At 74.0% G+C, this 17,420-nt stretch carries 15 protein-coding genes and 1 pseudogene; 5 read left to right on the top strand and 11 right to left on the bottom strand.

Going from position 1 to position 17,420, the window contains the following annotated elements:
* Positions 1–7 precede the first annotated feature (7 nt).
* Complete coding sequence (locus tag ABT006_RS20805; protein ID WP_350708648.1) at positions 8–547, bottom strand: MarR family winged helix-turn-helix transcriptional regulator; 540 nt, start codon at positions 545–547, stop codon at positions 8–10.
* A 97-nt stretch (positions 548–644) separates the two neighbouring features.
* Between ABT006_RS20805 and ABT006_RS20810 the strand changes: the two genes are divergently transcribed.
* Complete coding sequence (locus tag ABT006_RS20810; RefSeq protein ID WP_350708650.1) at positions 645–1,775, top strand: PP2C family protein-serine/threonine phosphatase; 1,131 nt, start codon at positions 645–647, stop codon at positions 1,773–1,775.
* Positions 1,776–1,790: 15 nt separating this feature from the next.
* Here the strand turns inward: ABT006_RS20810 and ABT006_RS20815 are convergent, their stop codons facing one another.
* The 9 genes from ABT006_RS20815 to ABT006_RS20855 form a co-directional block, all read right to left on the bottom strand.
* Entirely contained in the window at positions 1,791–3,272 is a 1,482-nt protein-coding gene (locus ABT006_RS20815) for a sugar transferase (RefSeq protein WP_350708652.1), read from the bottom strand.
* A gap of 216 nt (positions 3,273–3,488) precedes the next feature.
* Positions 3,489–5,249 carry a VWA domain-containing protein gene (locus ABT006_RS20820; protein WP_350708654.1) on the bottom strand — a complete coding sequence of 587 codons (1,761 nt, stop codon included), beginning with the start codon at positions 5,247–5,249 and terminating at the stop codon, positions 3,489–3,491.
* A gap of 132 nt (positions 5,250–5,381) precedes the next feature.
* Positions 5,382–6,419, bottom strand: coding sequence for a lactonase family protein (locus ABT006_RS20825; protein WP_350708656.1), 1,038 nt, complete (start codon positions 6,417–6,419; stop codon positions 5,382–5,384).
* 122 nt (positions 6,420–6,541) lie between these two features.
* Entirely contained in the window at positions 6,542–7,144 is a 603-nt protein-coding gene (locus ABT006_RS20830; protein ID WP_350708658.1) for a GTP-binding protein, read from the bottom strand.
* Positions 7,125–7,514 carry a DUF742 domain-containing protein gene (locus ABT006_RS20835; protein WP_350708660.1) on the bottom strand — a complete coding sequence of 130 codons (390 nt, stop codon included), beginning with the start codon at positions 7,512–7,514 and terminating at the stop codon, positions 7,125–7,127. Before ABT006_RS20835 ends, ABT006_RS20830 begins: the two co-directional genes overlap by 20 nt.
* Positions 7,504–7,926: a roadblock/LC7 domain-containing protein gene (locus ABT006_RS20840; RefSeq protein WP_393260927.1), complete on the bottom strand. Its 423-nt coding sequence runs from the start codon at positions 7,924–7,926 to the stop codon at positions 7,504–7,506. The genes ABT006_RS20835 and ABT006_RS20840 overlap by 11 nt, the downstream gene beginning before the upstream one ends.
* Positions 7,926–10,562, bottom strand: coding sequence for a sensor histidine kinase (locus ABT006_RS20845; protein WP_350708661.1), 2,637 nt, complete (start codon positions 10,560–10,562; stop codon positions 7,926–7,928). The genes ABT006_RS20840 and ABT006_RS20845 overlap by 1 nt, the downstream gene beginning before the upstream one ends.
* A 230-nt stretch (positions 10,563–10,792) precedes the next feature.
* Positions 10,793–12,283: a catalase gene (locus ABT006_RS20850; RefSeq protein ID WP_350708663.1), complete on the bottom strand. Its 1,491-nt coding sequence runs from the start codon at positions 12,281–12,283 to the stop codon at positions 10,793–10,795.
* A 32-nt stretch (positions 12,284–12,315) separates the two neighbouring features.
* Positions 12,316–12,738, bottom strand: coding sequence for a Fur family transcriptional regulator (locus ABT006_RS20855; protein ID WP_350708665.1), 423 nt, complete (start codon positions 12,736–12,738; stop codon positions 12,316–12,318).
* Between the two features lie 175 nt (positions 12,739–12,913).
* On the opposite strand from ABT006_RS20855, the gene ABT006_RS20860 reads away from it, so the two are divergent.
* From ABT006_RS20860 to ABT006_RS20870, 3 genes are all read left to right on the top strand, one after another.
* On the top strand, positions 12,914–13,507 hold the full coding sequence (locus ABT006_RS20860) for a hypothetical protein (protein ID WP_350708667.1): 594 nt from the start codon (positions 12,914–12,916) through the stop codon (positions 13,505–13,507).
* 10 nt (positions 13,508–13,517) lie between these two features.
* Entirely contained in the window at positions 13,518–14,573 is a 1,056-nt protein-coding gene (locus ABT006_RS35140) for a hypothetical protein (protein WP_502891010.1), read from the top strand.
* A 286-nt stretch (positions 14,574–14,859) separates the two neighbouring features.
* A complete protein-coding gene (locus ABT006_RS20870) occupies positions 14,860–15,243 on the top strand; it encodes a hypothetical protein (protein WP_350708669.1) in 384 nt (127 codons plus the stop codon).
* Between the two features lie 98 nt (positions 15,244–15,341).
* Here the strand turns inward: ABT006_RS20870 and ABT006_RS20875 are convergent.
* Positions 15,342–16,107, bottom strand: a pseudogene (locus tag ABT006_RS20875) (glycoside hydrolase family 6 protein); the annotation flags it as partial.
* 241 nt (positions 16,108–16,348) lie between these two features.
* On the opposite strand from ABT006_RS20875, the gene ABT006_RS20880 reads away from it, so the two are divergent.
* Positions 16,349–17,419 carry a hypothetical protein gene (locus ABT006_RS20880; RefSeq protein WP_350708671.1) on the top strand — a complete coding sequence of 357 codons (1,071 nt, stop codon included), beginning with the start codon at positions 16,349–16,351 and terminating at the stop codon, positions 17,417–17,419.
* Position 17,420 lies beyond the last annotated feature (1 nt).

Here is a 17,420-nt window from a genome sequence, read left to right on the forward strand (position 1 = left end):
CCGCGGGTCAGGCCGTCCTGGCCACCCTCGGCTCGTCGCCGGGCCACTCCTGCTTCGGTAGGCCGGCCGGAGGCTCCGCCGGGCCGCCCGCGTCGGACCAGGGGCCGGCCGGCTCGACGGACTGGACGGACGCGTGGCGGCGACGCGCCGCCTCGTCGAACTCCCGCATGCCCCCCAGCAGGGCCTGCCGCCCCTCGGGGGTCATGTCGCCGAGGATCGCCGCGAGCTGCTGGCGCCGGTCGTCGCGCAGCTCGGCGAGGAGCCGGTGGGCCTCCGGGGTGAGGTGCAGCGAGATCTCCCGCCGGTCGAGGCGGCCGGGCTCGCGTTCCAGCATGCCGGCGGCGACCAGCCGGTCACAGAGCCGGCTGGCGGAGGAGAGCAGCATGTCGAGCCCGGTGGCCAGGCGGCGGAGGTTGATCCCGTCGTGCTGCTCGACCAGCATGATCGCGCGCAGCTGGGCGCCGGAGACACGGCTGGTCGTGCGCTCCCGCGCGGCCTCCCAGACCGTCAGCAGGGCGTCGGCCACCGCGTCGAGCTCGGCAGCCATACTCGTCTGGGGCCCCTGGGGACCGTGCACTTCCGCCATGGTGCGCCCGAGACTACTCCGAAACCGCTGGTGCGGGCTCGCGACCAAGGAGCGATGGATGAGCGAACCGGTCAACCGGGTACGGCGCGCCCTCAACGAGGCGCCCGCCGATCTCCTGCTGGACCGGGTCGCCGACACCCTGGCCGGGGCCTACGGGATCACCCGGGTGCAGCTCCTCCAGGTCGACTACCGGCTGTCGGCGCTGCTGCCGCTCGGTGACGGGGAGACGGTCACCAGCCCGGGGCACCCCGCCTGGCGCTGCTTCGACCACCAGACCCCGATCGTCGCCGACGACACCGCGTACCTGCCGGTGTCGATGCGTGGGGAACGCCGGGGGGTGCTGCGGGTGGCACCGGCCCCCGACGACCCGGGGACGCTCCACGAGCTGGCGGAGACCGCCACCGCGCTGGCCCACGAGATCGCCGCGGTCAGCGCCGGCACGGACGTCTACCGGGCCGCGCGGCGCAGCAGGAGGCTCACCCTCGCCGCCGAGATGCAGTGGGAGATGCTGCCCGGCCGCAGCCGGATCCGGCCCTCGTTCAGCCTCGCCGGGCAGCTCGAACCGGCGTACGCGGTGCGCGGCGACAGCTTCGACTGGTCCGACGACGGGGAGCGCGTCTGGCTGTCCACCATCAACGGCACGGGCGAGGGGGTGGCCGCCGCGATGCTCACCTCGCTCGCCACGTACGCGCTGCGCAACGCCCGCCGGGCCGGGCTCGGCCTCGCCGACCAGGCGGCCCTCGCCGACCAGGCCATCTACGACCTGCACCGCGGCGACCAGCACCTCGCGGCGCTGCTGATGGCCCTCGACCTGCGCTCGGGCGTGCTGACCGTGGTCGACGCCGGGTCGCCCCGCCTCGTGCTGCTGCGCGACGGGGAGGTCCACCAGCTGCCGCTGGAGGCGCAGTTCCCGCTCGGCATGTTCGAGGCCACCGACTACCACGAGCAGCGGTTCGAGCTGTGCCGGGGCGACCGGCTCTTCGTGGTCAGCGACGGCGTCGTCGACGCCACCGGGCAGGACGTCCGGTACGGCGAGACCGCGCTGGACCGGTTCCTGCGCCGGACCGGGCCGATGGAGCCGCTGGACGCGGTGCGCTCGCTGATCGGCGACCTGCGCGCGTTCGTCGCCGGTGACCTGGTCGACGACGCGGTCGTGGTGTGCCTGGACTGGACCGGCCCGCAGGATTGACCCCACCGGGGCGGGTCAGTACGCCCCGCGACTGTTGATCACGGCACCGAAGGTCTTCCAGAGGATCGTCAGGTCGGCCGCGAGCGACCAGTTCTCCACGTAGTAGAGGTCGAGCCGGATGCCGTCCTCCCAGCTGAGGTCGGACCGGCCGCTGACCTGCCAGAGCCCCGTCATGCCGGGCTTGACCAGCAGCCGGCGGGCCACGTCCCCGTCGTAGCGGGCCACCTCGGAGGGCAGCGGCGGGCGGGGGCCGACCAGGCTCATCTGCCCGAACAGGACGTTGACCAGTTGTGGCAGCTCGTCCAGCGACCACTTGCGCAGCAGCCGGCCGATCCGGGTCACCCGCGGGTCGTCGCGCATCTTGAACATCAGGCCGTCGGTCTCGTTGCGAGAGGCCAGCTCCGCCAGCAGGGCGTCGGCGTTCACCACCATGGTGCGGAACTTGTAGACGCCGAACTCCCGGCCGCCCTGCCCGACGCGGGTCTGGCGGAACAGCACCGGCCCCCGGCTGTCGAGCTTGATCGCCAGCGCGATGACGGCCAGCAGCGGCAGCAGCAGCGTCAGGGCCAGCGAGGAGGCCGCCCGGTCGACGAAGCCCTTGACCAGCTTGCGGGCGCCGCGGAACTCGGGCGCCTCGACGTGGATCAGCGGCAGGCCGGCGACCGGCCGGGTGTGGATGCGCGGGCCGGCGACGTCGGTCAGCGCGGGCGCCACCACCAGGTCGACGCCGGTGCCCTCCAGTTGCCAGCCCAGCCGCCGCAGCCGGGTGGCGGTCAGCTCGCCGGAGGCGGTCACCGCGACCGTGTCCGCGCCGATGGCGGTGGCGGCCTCGGGGATGCCCCGGAACGAGCCGACCACCGGCACGTCGCCCAGCCGCTGGGCGACCGGGGCGAGCAGCGCGTCGGGGATGCACGCGCCGACCACCTGGTAGCCCGCGTACGGCTCGCGGCGCAGGGTGTGCACCAGCTCCAGCACGTGCGCGGTGTCGCCGACCACCAGCACCTTGCGCGACCAGCCCGCGCCCCGGGACCGTGCCCGGTGCAGCCGCTTGCGCGCGGCGAACCGGGCCACCTCCAGACCGACGGCGCCGACCGCGAACGAGATGCCCAGGAAGCCTCGGGAGACGCCGACGTCGGCGATGTAGCCGACGATCGCGATGCCACCGGCGAGGCGCAGGCTGGCGGCGCTGACCCGCCGGTACTCGTCCGCGCCGTACCCGAGGACCCGGTCGTCGTAGCAGCGCAGCACCCGGAGCGAGATCAGCCAGGCGACGACGAGCCCCGGAGCCACCACGACGTACGGGACCTTCGAACCGCCCGGGGTGTCACCGCCGAAGCGGGCCACGTACCCGATGAGCACGGCGATGGTCAGGATCGTGGTGTCCAGCACCACCAGGGAGCGGACGTAGGCGCGCTCGTCGGTGCGGGCCGCCTGCCCGGACCACGGCTGGTCCGGCGACGCCGCTCGGGCGGGGGTCAACAGCGTCGCCGAGGTCACCGGCCCTCCCCACTTCGCATGCCGACGGCCCCGGTCGCCGACCGACCCCGTCGCGGGCCGGCTGTGGAGCACTACGACATCCTGCCCCGACAACCATGGTGGGCGATTACTTCCGACGTATTGCCGTCACTTTTCGCGACGGAGCCGGTGGCGGGAAAGGGCCCGCGGTACCGGATCCGGCGGTACGACGGGGCCCTGCACGCCCTGTTCCGTCGGTCAGGCCGGGGCCTTGCGCAGCGCGACCGCCCGGAGGAAGATATCGCCGATCTTGGTCGGGTCCTCGGTGACGAAGGCGCCGCCGCCGGTCACGTCGGTGATCGACTTCAGCTCGGCCTTGCTGACGTCGCCGCCGATACCGATGATCACGACCTGCACCGGCCGCTCCGGGTCCTTGATCTTGTTGAGTTCGGCCAGCAGCTGCTGCTGGGTGATGCCGTCGGAGTCCTCGTTCTTGCCGTCGGTGAACAGCACGATCGAGTTGACCCGGCCCGGCTCCCAGTTGTCCTGCACCTTCTGGTACGCCGCCAGCATGGTGTCGTAGAGGCCGGTGCTGCCGCTGGAGGACCGGATCGAGCCGAGCGCCTGCTCCAGCTTGCCGCGCTGCCGCGACAGCGGCCCGATGGCGACCAACTCCTGGTGGTCGCGGGAGCCGACCAGCTCGGTGGAGAACGTCCAGAGGCCGATGGACCAGGAGTCGTCGAAGAGGTTCAGCCCGCGCCGGGCCGCCTCCACGGTGACCTGCTGCCGGGTCGCGTTGCCGGCGTTGGCCACCTTCTCCTTCATGGAGCCGGAGACGTCGATGACGGCGAGCATCCGGCCGGACTGGGTGGCGATCGACCAGCTGGAGAGCGCGCGGTCCATGTTCTGCGGGTCGGGCCCGCCGGTCGCCGCGGTGCCGCCGGTCGCCGGCGGGGCCGACGAACCGCCGGCCGGGCTGGGTGCGCCCTGCGGGGCGTCGAAGCCCGCGCCCCAGTTGCCGTCCGGCGCCCGCAGCGCCTGCGCCGCCAGCCTGTCGCGGAAGTCGGCGGTGGTGAGCACCTCGTAGAGCACCCGCGCCGCCGACGCCTTGGCCGGCTCGATGCCGGGCAGCACCGCGTACGGGTAGTCCAGCGGCGCGGGCGCCGGCTCCAGGTAGAGCGCGGCCAGCGGCACCGGCGGCTTCTTGCTGTTGTACTGGATCACGTCCTCTTCGGACAGCGCCGCCGCGCCGAGGCTGCTGGCGATCGTCGTCGCGTCCGACGCGGTGGGGAACCGGGCGAGCAGGTCCGGCCGCAGCGCCGAGCGGTCGGTGGCCAGCGCCCGCAGCGCGGCGACCTTGTCCTTTTCGGCGTCCGGGCCGCCGGTGGCGCTGGCGGCGGTGGTCAGCGAGAGCAGGCCGGACAGGCCCGCCGCGTCGCGGGTCGGCTCGACGATGCCGGTACGCAGCGGCTTGTCGCTCTGGACCTGCTGGAGGAGCTGGGTCCAGCTGAACTTCTTCTGCGGCCAGCCCAGCCGCGAGGCGATCGGCACCGGCATCGCCACGACCACCGGGCTGCGGGCGATGGACGCGCCGTTGCCGGGGTCGAAGGCGGTGGCGCCGCCGGTCTTGAGCCGCAGCAGCCAGGTGGAGGAGTCGGGCACCCAGACGTCCGGGCTGACCGCCGTGCCACTGGCCTGCCCGACGCCGGCCAGCGTGACACCGTGCTTGGCGGCGACCGTCGCGGCCACGTCGACCGGGTCGGAGGCCGAGACCTTCACCGCGATGCAGGTTCCGCCGACCGCGGCCCCGTCCTTGACCCACTGCGCGGCCGCCGCGTCGACGGCGGGGGCGAGTTCGTCGGCGACGGCGACGGAGAGCTCGATCCTGCCGGAGCAGTCCGGTTGCGCCAGCTGCTGGTAGCCGAACCAGCCGCCGGCCGTCACGGCGAGCACGCCGACGGCAGCGGCGGCGGTAGCTGCGTGAACGTTGGTACGCATGCGATGGCGGCCTGCTGACACGCTGACCATACTGCGTACCCGCCCTGGTAGCTGCCACAACCGTTCGGACGAAAGTTACGCAGGAGATACAGTTGACCACCAAATTGTCGACGATGAGTAACCGTCTCGCCTCGGCGCGTTGATCTGTCCTGGTCAGGGCAGGACGCAGGTGGGGCTGGGCACGGCCACCGGCTCCCCGACCGGGGCCGGGACGCCGGTGGCCGCGTCCACCCGGAAGACCCGGACCATGTCGGCCCGCTCGTCGGCCACGTAGAGGTGCTCCCCCGCCCGGGCGAAGTGCCGCGGCCACTCCCCACCCGTGTCCACCTCAGCGACCAGCTCCGGCAGCCCGCCGGCGAGGGCGAAGACCGCGACCGTGCCCACCCCGCGGTTGGCCACGTAGAGGAAGCGGCCGTCCGGGCCGACCGCGATCTCCGACGGCTGGACGTGCCCGGGCCGGTCGCTGGCGTCGACCCGGCCCCGCTGGTGCAGGGCACCCTCGGCGGTCAGCTCGTACGCGGTCACCGAGGCGTCCAGCTCCCCCGCCACCCAGCACCGCCGGCCGTCCGGGTGTCGGGCCAGGTGCCGGGGGCCGGAGCCGGCGGCCGCCCGCACCCGGGGCGCCCGGGGCACCAGCCGACTGGAGGCGGCGTCCAGGTCGTAGCGGTAGATCGAGTCGGTGCCGAGGTCGACCGCGAGCAGCGGGCCCCGGCCCGGGTCGGGGTTGACCATGTGGGCGTGGGCGCCGGCCTGACGCTCCGGGTCCGGCCCGTGCCCCTCGTGCCGCACCAGGTCACTGCGCTCGCCGGGCACCCCGTCGGGGCCGAGCGGGAACACCGCCACGCTGCCGCCGCCATAGTTGGCCACGACGAGGTGGCCGCCGTCCGGGACGACCGCCAGGTGGCAGGGCTCCGCGCCCCCGGTGGACCGGGTGCCGAGCGGGGTGAGGTCGCCGTCGGCGGCCACCCGGAAGGCGCTGACCTCGCCGTCGGGCAGCTCGTTGACCGCGTACAGCACCGGCAGCCGCGGGTGCCGGGCGAGGAAGGAGGGCGCCGGGGTGACCGCGACGGTGCCGAGCGGGGACAGCTCGCCGGAGCCCGGGTCCCGCCGGGCCGCGACGATGCCGGTGCCCCGGCCCCCGCCGTGTGCCGTGTAGCCGCCGATGTGGACGACCGCGTCCTGCTCCGCCACCGGTTCCGCCCTCCGCCGATTCCTCCGTCGATCCAACCAGAGGCTCGCCCCTGTGCCGGCTCCTTACCCGGAAAGCCGCGCCGAGTCACGGCCGGTCGACGGGACCGGCCGCGCCAGCGGGCTCAGGCCGCCGGCACCGGCTCGCCCCGCTGCCGGGCCACGTGCTCGACGAGGGCGATCAGCACCTCCTTGCCGGACTGCCGGTCCCGCGCGTCGCAGAGCACCAGCGGCACGTCGGGGTCGAGGTCCAGCGCCTGGCGTACGGTCTCCAGGCTGAACCGCCGGGCACCGTCGAAACAGTTCACCCCCACCACGAACGGGATGCCCCGCTGCTCGAAGTAGTCGATCGACGGGAAGCAGTCCGCCAGGCGACGGGTGTCGGCGAGCACCACCGCGCCGAGCGCCCCGAAGGCCAACTCGTCCCAGAGGAACCAGAAGCGGTCCTGGCCCGGGGTGCCGAACAGGTAGACCTGGAGGTCGTCGTTGATCGTGATCCGGCCGAAGTCCATCGCCACCGTCGTGGTCGACTTCGCCTCGACGCCGGACAGGTCGTCGGTGTCGACCCCGGCCCCGGTCAGGATCTCCTCGGTCTGCAACGGCCGGACCTCGCTGAGCGCGCTCACCAGCGTCGTCTTGCCGGCGCCGAAGCCCCCGGCGATGAGGATCTTCAGCGCGAGCGGGATCCGGGGAGCGGAACCGGCCTCGTCACAGCGCACGGAGTCCACTGACCACCGCCTTGAGGATGTCGTCGTCGGGCAGGTAGGCGGCGGCCGTCGGCTGGTGCACCGCGACCAGTCCCCGGGCCAGCAGGTCGCCGAGCAGGACGCGGACCACGCCCAGCGCGAGGTCCAGCTCGGCCGCCAACTCGGCGACGGGCACCGGCCGGGCGGCCAGCGACACCAGGCGCCGGTGCTCGGGGTGCAGCTCCGGGTGGGCGGCCGGGTCGGCGGCCGGGTCGGCCAGCACGTACGCGACCAGGTCGAAGCCGTCCGCGGACGACCGGACCCGCCCGCCGGTGAGGGTGTAGGGCCGCACGACGGGACCGGCGTCGTCGTCGAGCCACTCGTGCTGCGGCCCGGGGGACTCAGCCCGCATCGGCAGCCCCCGCCGCCGACCGGGCCGGGGCGCTCAGGTACTCCCCCACCCGGGTGACCAGCATCGCCATCTCGTACGCCACCAGGCCGATGTCCGCATCCGCGTCGCTGACCACCGCGAGGCAGGCCCCCTGCCCGGCGGCGGTGACGAAGAGGTACGCCGACTCCATCTCCACCACGGTCTGCCGGACCGCCCCTCCGGCCACCTGCCGGCTCGCGCCCCGGGCCAGGCTCGAGAAGCCGGACGCCAGCGCGCACAGGTGCTCGGCGTCGGCGCGGTCCAGGTTGGTGGAGGAGCCGAGCAGCAGCCCGTCGGCCGACAGCGCCACCGCCTGGCGGGCGGGCGGCACCCGTTCCACCAGGTCGTCGAGCAACCAGTCGAGATCGGCGCTCTGCCTCGTCGGATGCAGCATCAGGCGTCCCTCTCAGTCGCGGTCACGGGGTCCGGTTCCGCCGGCGGCTCGGCCGGCGTCGGGGTCGGGGTCTGGGTCTGGGCCTGGGTCGGCTCGGCGGCCTGCTCCGGTGCGTCGCCGCCGGCCGCCGGGGCGCTGGCGGCCAGGGCCCCGTCAGCCGTCGCGCCGCCGGCCGCGGCGCGGCCACGGGCGGTGCCCGCCTGTAGGGCGGACATGGCGCGCCGCGCCTCCTCCGGAGTGCGCGGGGTCGGGCTCTCGATCGCCGGTGGCCGCGGCGCCGGGCCGTCGACGGCCGGGTGCCGGGCCGCCGCGGGGTGCCCGACCGCCGGACCGCCCCCGGGGGCGTCCGGCGTCGATCGCCGTCGGACGGCTGGCCCGTGGCGCCGCACCCGACGCGGCAGCCCGTCGATCTCCCCGGCGCTCTCGGCGGGGCCGGGGCCTCCGGGCACCCGGCCGGCGAGGGCTGGGTCTCGGGACGCGGAGGCGGCCCGGTCCGGGTCGGCGGAGGCCGGGCCCCCGACGCCGGACGCGGCCGGGGCCGGGGCGGCGGTGCGACCGGGCTGGTCCGGCGCGGCGGAGGCGGGGGCTGCGGAGGGCGGGGCTGCGGAGGGCGGCGTCGCGCCGGGTTCGGCGGCTCGGGCGGAACGGGGCCGGGGCAGCGTGCTCAGCCGGCTCGCCCGGGCCATCCGCCGTTCCTCCGGCGTCGCCCCGGACTGGTGCTCCGGCGGGGCGACACCCTCGGGCAGCAGGGACGGCTCGTCGGTGACCAGGTCGGCGGGGATGAGCACGACGGCGGTCAACCCGCCTCCGTCGGACGGGCGCAGCCGCACCCGGACCCCGTGCCGGGCGGCGAGCCGGGCCACCACGAAGTGGCCGAGGCGGGCCGTCTCGGCGGGCTCGAAGTCGGGGGACCGGGCCAGCCGCCGGTTCGCGTCCTCCAGCGCGGCGGCGGTCATGCCCAGGCCGCGGTCGGTGACCTCGACGGCGTAGCCGTTGGCCACGTGCTGTCCGGAGACCTCCACCCGGCTGTGCGGCGGGGAGAACGCCGTGGCGTTCTCGATCAGCTCGGCGAGCAGGTGGATCACGTCGCCGACGGCCCGCCCCAGCGCGCCGCCGGGCTGCACGGCGGCGATGTCGACGCGGTCGTACGACTCCACCTCGGAGATGGCGCCCCGGATCAGGTCGACCATCGCGACCGGGTTGCGCCAGCCCCGCCCGGGGGCGGCGCCGGCCAGGATGACCAGGTCCTCCGCGTGCCGCCGCAGCCGGGTGGCGAGGTGGTCGACGCGGAACAGCTCGGCCAGCTCGTCCGGGTCCTCGGTGTGCCGCTCCATCCGGTCGAGCAGGGCGAGCTGCCGGTGCACCAGCCCCTGGCTGCGACGGGCGATGTTGAGGAAGACCTCGTTGAGCCCCCGGCGCAGGGTGACCTCGTCGACGGCCGAGCGGACCGCCGTCCGCTGCACCTCGGTGAAGGCCCGCGCCACCTGGCCGATCTCGTCGCCGCCGTACTCCAGCGCGGGCGCCTCCCGGGCGACGTCGACCTGCTCGCCCCGGCGCAGGCGGGCCACCACGTCGGGCAGCCGGCGTTCGGCCATGTCCAGCGCGGCCGTGCGTACGCCGGTGAGCCGCTGCGCGAGGGAACGACCGACCCGCAGCGCCACCAGGACCGAGACCACGACGGCGGCCAGGCCGAGCACGCCGGCGGCGGCGAGCCGGACGAGGATGCCGACGGCCGTCGGCACCGACCGGTCGGCGAGCCCGTCGGCCTGGGCCAGCTCGAACTCCCGCAGCGCCTGCTGCACGGCCTCGTAGCTGGCCTGCCACTGCGCCGGGTCCACCGCCGGCCGGGTCGACGACCGGGCGCCGACCAGGGCGTCCTGCATCGTCCGCAGCCGGCCGAAGACCTCCCCCTCGGTCAGCCGCTGGAACGCGGCGCGCTCCGCATCGGGCAGGTCCGCGACCGCCGCCTCGGCGAGGAACCGCTGGTTGGCGATGGTCTGCACGACCTGGGTGTGCTCGCCCTCGGCGAACCGGCCGGCGGTGAACGCCCCGGCCAGCAGGGCGTCGGTCTGGCCGAGCAGTTCCCGGCTACGGCCGAGCGCGGTGACGGCGAGCGCCTGACGGTTCAGGTCCCGGTCGGGCAGGTTCGCCATGGCCGAGAACGCCTGGAAGGCCGAGGAGATCATCCCGCTGTAGAGCCCGACCGCGCCAGCCCGGTCGACCTCGCGCCGGTCGATGAACCCCCGCCCGGCGGGCAGCGCGTCCAGCGCGGTGACGAGGTGGTCGACCCGGGTGTCGAGGTGGTCGCCGGCGGCGTCGCGCAGTTCCTCCCCGCCGACCCGGCGGCGCAGCTCGGCGACCGCGCGGTCGGTCCGCTGGCGCTGCTCGGCGAGCCCGGGCGCGACGTCCCCGCCGGCCAGGTGCACCACCGAGAGCCGGCGCTCCCGTTGCAGCTCGGCCACCACCGCCTCGCCGGGGTGGCCGAGGTCGTAGAGGAGGGTCCGGGCGGCGAGCAGGTCGAGGGCCGGCCCGAAGGTCAGCGTCGTGGCGAAGATCCAGAGCGCCAGCAGCGCGGTCACCGGGACGACGACCAGCGCGGTCAGCTTGGAGCGGATCGGCCAGTCGCGGGATTTCAATCAGACCTCGCCCGGAAGGTGTGGCTGCGGGGGCTCCGGCGCCGGCCGGGCAGCGTCCGGGTCGGACGGTCACGGCCCACGGTGCCGGCCCGTCCGGCGGACGCCTTGGGCAGGATACGTAAATCCCGCCCGATGCACTACCGTCCGTCGCGTCGGGCCTACCGGACGGACGTCCACAGCGGACGAACGCCCCGCCGGGGGCCGGCGGGGCGTTCGGTGGGTGGTGCGGATCAGGCGCTGACGGAGATGCCGAGACCCTCGGCGACCCGGCGGCCGTACTCCTCGTCGCACTGGCTGAAGTGCCAGACCATCTTCTCCTGGATGTGCTTGTCGCACTGCGCCAGCAGGGTGGTCAGGTTGAGGATCAGGTCGTCGCGCTCCCAGTCGGCCATCTCGCGGTAGCGGCGGCCTGCCTGGGAGTAGTTGTTCTGCCGCTCGATCGGGGCCTTCATGACCTGACCGGAGACGAACGGGCGGTACTCCCGGTAGGACTCGTCGGCCTCCCGGAGCCCGGCGACCGAGGACGGCTCGAAGTTGATGTGCGGGTTGCCGCCCCGGTTGTCCACCCCGTACGACATCTGGCCGCCGCCCTGGTTGGTGCTGACGACCACGTCCTCGCGCGGCCGGTTGACCGGCAGCTGGAGGTAGTTCGGGCCGACCCGGTACCGCTGGGTGTCCGAGTAGGAGAACGTGCGGCCGACCAGCATCTTGTCGTCGGAGAAGTCGATCCCGTCGACCAGCACGCCGGTGCCGAAGGCGATCTGCTCGTTCTCGTTGTGGTGGTCGGTGATGTTGCGGTTGAGCATCATCATGCCGACCGGCAGGTAGGGGAAGTCCTCCTCCGGCCAGATCTTGGTGTCGTCGAGCGGGTCGAAGTCCAGCTCCGGGTGCTCGTCGTCGCTCATGACCTGGACGTTGAGTTCCCACTTCGGGTACTCGCCGCGCTCGATCGCCTCGTAGAGGTCCTTGGACGCGTGACCCAGGTCGGTGGCCTGGATGGCGTCCGCCTCGGCCTGGGTGAGGTTGTGCTCGCCCTGCTGCGACAGCCAGTGGAACTTGACCAGCACGCCCTCGCCCGCGGCGTTGACCAGCCGGTAGGTGTTCACCCCGGACCCGCGCATGGTCCGGTAGTTCTTCGGGATGCCGTACGGGGAGAAGAGCCAGGTCAGCATGTGCATCGACTCGGGCGTGTTCGACATGAAGTCGAAGATCCGGTTGGGCTCCTGGCGGAAGGTCACCGGGTCCGGCTTCAGCGAGTGGATCACGTCGGGGAACTTGATCGCGTCGCGGATGAAGAAGACCTGGAGGTTGTTGCCCACCAGATCCCAGTTGCCGTCGTCGGTGCGGAACTTCACGGCGAAGCCGCGCGGGTCGCGGGCCGCCTCGGAGGAGTCCCGGCCGCCGATGACGGTGGAGAAGCGGATGGTGACCGGGGTCTTCTTGCCCTTGGTCTGGAACAGCTTGGCCCGGGTGTACGTCGACGCCGGCTGGTCGCCGATCGTCCCGTACGCCTCGAACTCGCCGTGCGCGACGAAGCCGCGCGCGTGCACCACCCGCTCCGGGATGCGCTCCCGGTCGAAGTGGCTGATCTTCTCGAGGAAGTGGTAGTTCTCCAGCGTCGCCGGGCCACGCGAACCGACCGTCCGCTGCTGCTGGTTGTTGTGCACGGGGTGACCCTGACGGGTGGTGAGGATCGGCTTGCTGGCCTGCGGGTCGCTCATGACGCTCCTCCTGGTCGGTGTGACGGCTGACGTCACCGGTGGTGCTGCTGCTGGCACGTGGGGCACCGGCCCCAGTAGGTGACCTCGGTGGACTCCACGGCGAAGGTGGCGCCCCCGGGGTCGAGGCAGGGCCCGGGGGCCCGGTTGCGGCGGGTGTCGACGATCGCCCCGCACTCCCGGCAGACCAGGTGGTCGTGGTCGTCCCCGGCCAGCTCGTAGCGGGCCGGCCCGCCGGCCGGGGCGAACCGGCGCAGCAGTCCCGCCGCGGTGAGCGCGTGCAGGGCGTCGTAGACGGCCTGGACCGAGATCCGCCCGAGGCGGACCCGGGCGAGCCGGGTGATCGTGTCGGCATCCAGGTGCGGCCGGTCGCGTACCGCCGCGAGCACCGCGAGCCGGGGCTGCGTGACCCGCAACCCGGCGGCCCGGAGGCGTTCGACGTCGGTCTCGACCGGCATCACCCCACCCAAGCGCCTTTTCTGGAATGAGTCAAGTTTCCGCGCCGCGATCACTCTGTGCGACTCGTCATGTCGGTACGGGGAATGCCGCCAGGTCGGGTTCGTCAGGAAAGTGCCGAGGAACGGGATTGGCGATCACGGAGCGGAGGGAATACCACTGGCCGAAGGAGGAGCCATGTCGCCCACGCAGGTAATCGTCATAGTTCTCGTCGTGCTGGTGATCGCGGCGCTGGCCGTGGCCGCCCGGTCGTACGCCCGCCGTCGGGCGTTGCGGTCGCGGTTCGGTCCCGAGTACGACCGCGCCGTCGCCGAACGGGACAGCCGAACCGCCGCCGAGCGGGAGCTGCGCGAGCGGGAGCGCCGCCACGCCGAACTCACGCTCACCCCCCTCGCCCCCGAGTCCCGCGCCCGGTACGCCGCCGCCTGGGAGGAGATCCAGGTCCGCTTCGTGGACTCCCCCGCCGAGACCGTGGGCGACGCGGACGAACTGGTCACCCGGCTCATCGCCGAACGGGGCTACCCGACCGGCGACTTCTCCGACCAGATCGCCCACCTCTCGGTGGAACACGCCCGCACGCTGGGCCACTACCGCGACGCCCACGAGATCCACCTGCGCAACTCGCGCGGCGAGGCCAGCACCGAGGAGCTCCGCCAGGCCGTGGTCCACTACCGGGCCCTCTTCGCCGACCTGCTCGGCGAGGAGCCGGTCGGGCACCGGCCGCCCGAGCAGCGCAGTCCGGACAGCCAGCACGACGTCACGAGCCGCTGAGGAGACCGCGATGCGACAGGAAGAGCAGCGGGTGGGCAACGAGCACCCCGAGGCCGTCCGCTCCACGCCGGTGCCGGTGCCGGTGCCGCCACGAGGCGACCAGGCCGGCCGCGCCGAGGTGCCCGAGGACGCCCTCGACGACCGGGGCACGTTCGACGACCCGGCGGTCGCCGGCGAGCGCGCCCCACGCCGCGGGACTGCCGACGACGAGCGGTCCGGCGACCGGGCCGCCGACGCGGCACGGTCCCGCGACCGGGCCGCCGGCGCGGCGCGCTCCGGCGGCCGGGACGCCGACGGCGGGCGGCCGGAGTTCCACGAGCCGGGTCCGCTGCCGACGGCCTTCGGCGCCACCACCGTCGGCGACGCGGTGGCCGCGTCCGCCCTGGCCAGCCCCCGCCCGGAGGACGAGGTCGACCCGCGTACGGAGTCGACCGCGCGTCCGGGCGACGGGGCCGTGGACGGCGCGCGGGAGGGGCGCCGGGCCGACCCGACCGCCGAGTTCCGCGGTGCCGGTGAGCGTGGCGAGGGCCGACCCGACGAACGCGGCGGGTCACGGGGCGGCACGAGCGTGCTGCCGCCGGACGCCACCGACGGTGGCCCCGAGCGCCGGACCGACCTGACCGGCTGGACGGGCGACCCGGAGACCGCCGCGGCCGGCGGGCCCGGGTACGGCAGCGCCACCCCTGCCATGGTCGACCCCGACGCCGAACACGCGTCGGCCGGGCGCACGGATGCCGCCGCCGGCTCGCTGGAATCGGCCGGGACGTCCCGGCCGGCGGGGTCGACCGTCGCCGCCGAGCCGGCCACGCTCTTCGACCCCGCGGCGGCGCAGGGTTTCCGGAACCGCTGGCGGGACGTCCAGCTGCGGTTCGTGGACGACCCCCGCGCGGCGGCCGGGGAGGCGCAGTCGCTGGTCGACGAGGCGATCCAGGCGCTCGCCTCGGCGCTGTCCGCACAGAAGAACAAGCTGGGCGGCTGGCAGGACGCCGGCTCGGCCGACACCGAGCAGTTGCGGATGGCGGTCCGCCACTACCGCGACTTCCTCGACCGCGTGCTCGGACGCTGACCGCTCCCACGGGCGCCCCGGTCGGACCGGCCCGGGGGCGCCCGGCGGTGCGCTCGCCGCCGTCGCGGGCCCGCGACGGCGGCGTACCCGGCGCGACGGCCGGGCCCGGCCGTTCGACCTCCGGCGGGTGGCCGGTGGCCCGTTCACGCCGTAAGGGGACGATCGTCACCCTCGTCGGCGTCTCCGACGGCGCCGCCGCCATCGAGCCCGCATCCGGGCATGGCCGCCGCCACGCGGGGTACGCCAGGAGGATCAGGAAACCACCTGGCGGCAGGAGGGCAGCGACATGACGGATCGTGACCGTGACCGACCGCTGGAGGAGAGCCCCGAGGTGGCCGCGGCGGTCGAGGACGACACCGGCATCCCCCAGCTGATGACCGGCGGCGGCGCCGACCGGGACACTCCGTCGTTCGCGGAGCCCGGTGACCAGCCGCGGAGCGGCGCGCCGACCGACCAGCTGATCGGTGACCCGTACGCCGCCGGCACCGGGGCCACCGGCACCGGCACGGGGGCGGCGCCGGACAACATCCGCACCGGCGCGGAGCAGCCCTGGGAGCCGGAGGACCTGGTGGCGGCCCGGGGCCAGGACCTGACGCCGGAGAACATCGAGCGGGCCCGCCGGGACCTGGCCGAGCTGGGCCGGGCGGCGATCGAGAAAACGGTCCCCTGACCGCCGTACGTGACAGGCCCCGGCCCCGCCGTCGAGCGGTCGGGCCGGGGCCCGGAGGAACCCGCCGTCGGAGCGCCCCACCTACTGCCAGCGGCGGGTGGACGTCCGTGTCGGGCCCCGCTGGGGTTGTCGCCGTTGCGGGCCTTGCCGGGGTCGCACATCCGGTCGAGGCCCTTGCCCTCGTTGTCCGGGATCTCCTCGCTGGAGCCGTCCGACTCACCCGGGCCCTCACCCGGGCGTACGCGTCGATGCCCGGCTCCGGCTCGACCTTCGGGCGCTCACCCAGGCCGGCCCCGGACTGGTGGCACCAGTTGCCGGCGTGGATCCGCCGGTCCATCCGGCCGCCGTTGACGTAGGTGTCCACACTGGTCGTCGTGCCCGGGCCGATGGGCCGGGAGGAGCCGACCCAGCCGCTTGCGGGAGGCGCCGCCCCAGCGTTGCGGGAGGCGCCGCCCCAGCCGTTGCGGGAGGCGCCCAGCAGTTGGCCGCGTTGACGACGAAGCCGTGCACGTTGTCCACGGTGCTGCCACAGACGACCGCGGCGCTCTTCAGCATGTCGTCGGTCGGGCCGAAGTTGCCGTCCCAGCCGATCCAGCCGTGGTGGGCGGCGTCGATGTGGTTGTAGACGTCGCTCCGGGTCGCCCCTGGATCGCGGCGTTCGCGCTGCCGTCCGGGTCCCGATGATGGCGGCGATCCGGTCGAGCCACCCGGCGGTCGGGTTGTTCGGCACCCGGGTGCCGCCCGGCACCGACTCCGCCTTGGCCTTCCGCTCCGGGTTTCACGTACCCCTGGGCGTTCAGGTGGGTTGTCCACCCGCTGCCCGGGCGGGGCGGGGTGGCCGGCCGGGGACGTCGTCGACGGCGGGATCGTCGGAACAGGACGACACCCACCGAGGGCCCCGACCGGCGCGAGTCAGCCGTGGCAGTGCCACCGGGGCAGGAAAGCCGTATAGCGCCCAAAACTGGGCATACCACGCCTGTCGCCCGGATGCCCGACATAGGTCAAAACACGAATCTTTCCCTGCATAGCTCATGAAACGGTCTAACGTCGTTCGTAGCTCGGTTGCCACCGAGCCCAGGACAACAGGGATGGAGTGACGCAGGTCATGGCAAACAAGATGCTCGGGAAGGTCGTTGCGGGCGCTGCCCTCGGTGGTGCCTCCCTGCTCGTGTTCACGCCGGGTATCGCGTTCGCGGACGGCCACCACGACGAGGGCAAGGTCTACGCCAAGCCCCACGTCGTCAAGGCGGGCGAAACGGTCAAGCTGCTCGAGGTCTGCTCGGAGCGCCAGGAGCACGCCTACGTGTGGTCCAAGGTCACGGGCAAGGTCAACCTCAAGTCGGCCGAGGACCGCGACGACTGGCGCGGGGAGCGGGGCTCCGGCGACCACGACAAGGGCAAGGAGCACGACAAGGGCAAGGAGCACGACAAGGACAAGGACCACGAAGGCAAGGAGCACGACAAGGGCAAGGAGCACGACAAGGACAAGGGCAAGGAGCACGACAAGGACAAGGACAAGGACCACGAAGGCAAGGACGAGACCGCCAAGCCGCAGCCGACGACCACCTACGGCCAGGGCGGCGGCGCCGCCGACGAGGGCGACTGGAAGGGCTACGAGCACGGCCAGGACGCCGAGGGTGGCCGCGAGGGCGAGGACCGCAAGGGCGAGGACCGTAAGGACGAGGACAAGTACGGCTCGGACGAGCGGGGCGACAGCGGCCGCGAGGACCGCAAGGACCACGACAAGTACGGCTCGGACAGCTGGGGCTCGGACCGTGGCGACAGCGGCCGCGAGGAGGACCGCAAGGACCACGAGGGGTACGGCTCGGACGAGGGCGACCGGAAGAAGGACCACGAGAAGAAGGACTGGTCCGACGAGGAGTCCTGGAAGGACGACAAGGACAAGGGCCGCTGGGAGCACAAGCGTGACTACGTCTACTACGGCGAGGCCGAGGTCTCCGAGGACGCCAAGCCGGGCCGCTACGAGCTCAAGGGCTCGTGCGGCGAGGGTGAGCTCGTCGTCCTGCCGCGCGGCGGGGTCGACGGCGGCGACGGCGGTGCCGGCGCCGGTACCGACCGGGGCCTGGCCGCCGGTGGGGCCAGCCTGCTCGGCGCGGCCGCCCTGGGCGGCCTGGTGCTGATGCGTCGGCGTCAGACCGATGAGTCGCTGGTCTGAC

Source organism: Micromonospora sp. NPDC002717 (assembly GCF_040295705.1).
Classification (GTDB): domain Bacteria; phylum Actinomycetota; class Actinomycetes; order Mycobacteriales; family Micromonosporaceae; genus Micromonospora.

Bases quoted from the DNA above. Each gene is read 5' to 3' on its own strand.
- ABT006_RS20860 (WP_350708667.1), top strand. From the start codon at position 12,914: ATGTCGCCCACGCAGGTAATCGTCATAGTTCTCGTCGTGCTGGTGATC.
- ABT006_RS20880 (WP_350708671.1), top strand. From the start codon at position 16,349: ATGGCAAACAAGATGCTCGGGAAGGTCGTTGCGGGCGCTGCCCTCGGT.
- ABT006_RS20810 (WP_350708650.1), top strand. From the start codon at position 645: ATGAGCGAACCGGTCAACCGGGTACGGCGCGCCCTCAACGAGGCGCCC.
- ABT006_RS35140 (WP_502891010.1), top strand. From the start codon at position 13,518: ATGCGACAGGAAGAGCAGCGGGTGGGCAACGAGCACCCCGAGGCCGTC.
- ABT006_RS20870 (WP_350708669.1), top strand. From the start codon at position 14,860: ATGACGGATCGTGACCGTGACCGACCGCTGGAGGAGAGCCCCGAGGTG.
- ABT006_RS20850 (WP_350708663.1), bottom strand. From the start codon at position 12,283: ATGAGCGACCCGCAGGCCAGCAAGCCGATCCTCACCACCCGTCAGGGT.
- ABT006_RS20855 (WP_350708665.1), bottom strand. From the start codon at position 12,738: ATGCCGGTCGAGACCGACGTCGAACGCCTCCGGGCCGCCGGGTTGCGG.
- ABT006_RS20840 (WP_393260927.1), bottom strand. From the start codon at position 7,926: ATGCTGCATCCGACGAGGCAGAGCGCCGATCTCGACTGGTTGCTCGAC.
- ABT006_RS20805 (WP_350708648.1), bottom strand. From the start codon at position 547: ATGGCTGCCGAGCTCGACGCGGTGGCCGACGCCCTGCTGACGGTCTGG.
- ABT006_RS20835 (WP_350708660.1), bottom strand. From the start codon at position 7,514: ATGCGGGCTGAGTCCCCCGGGCCGCAGCACGAGTGGCTCGACGACGAC.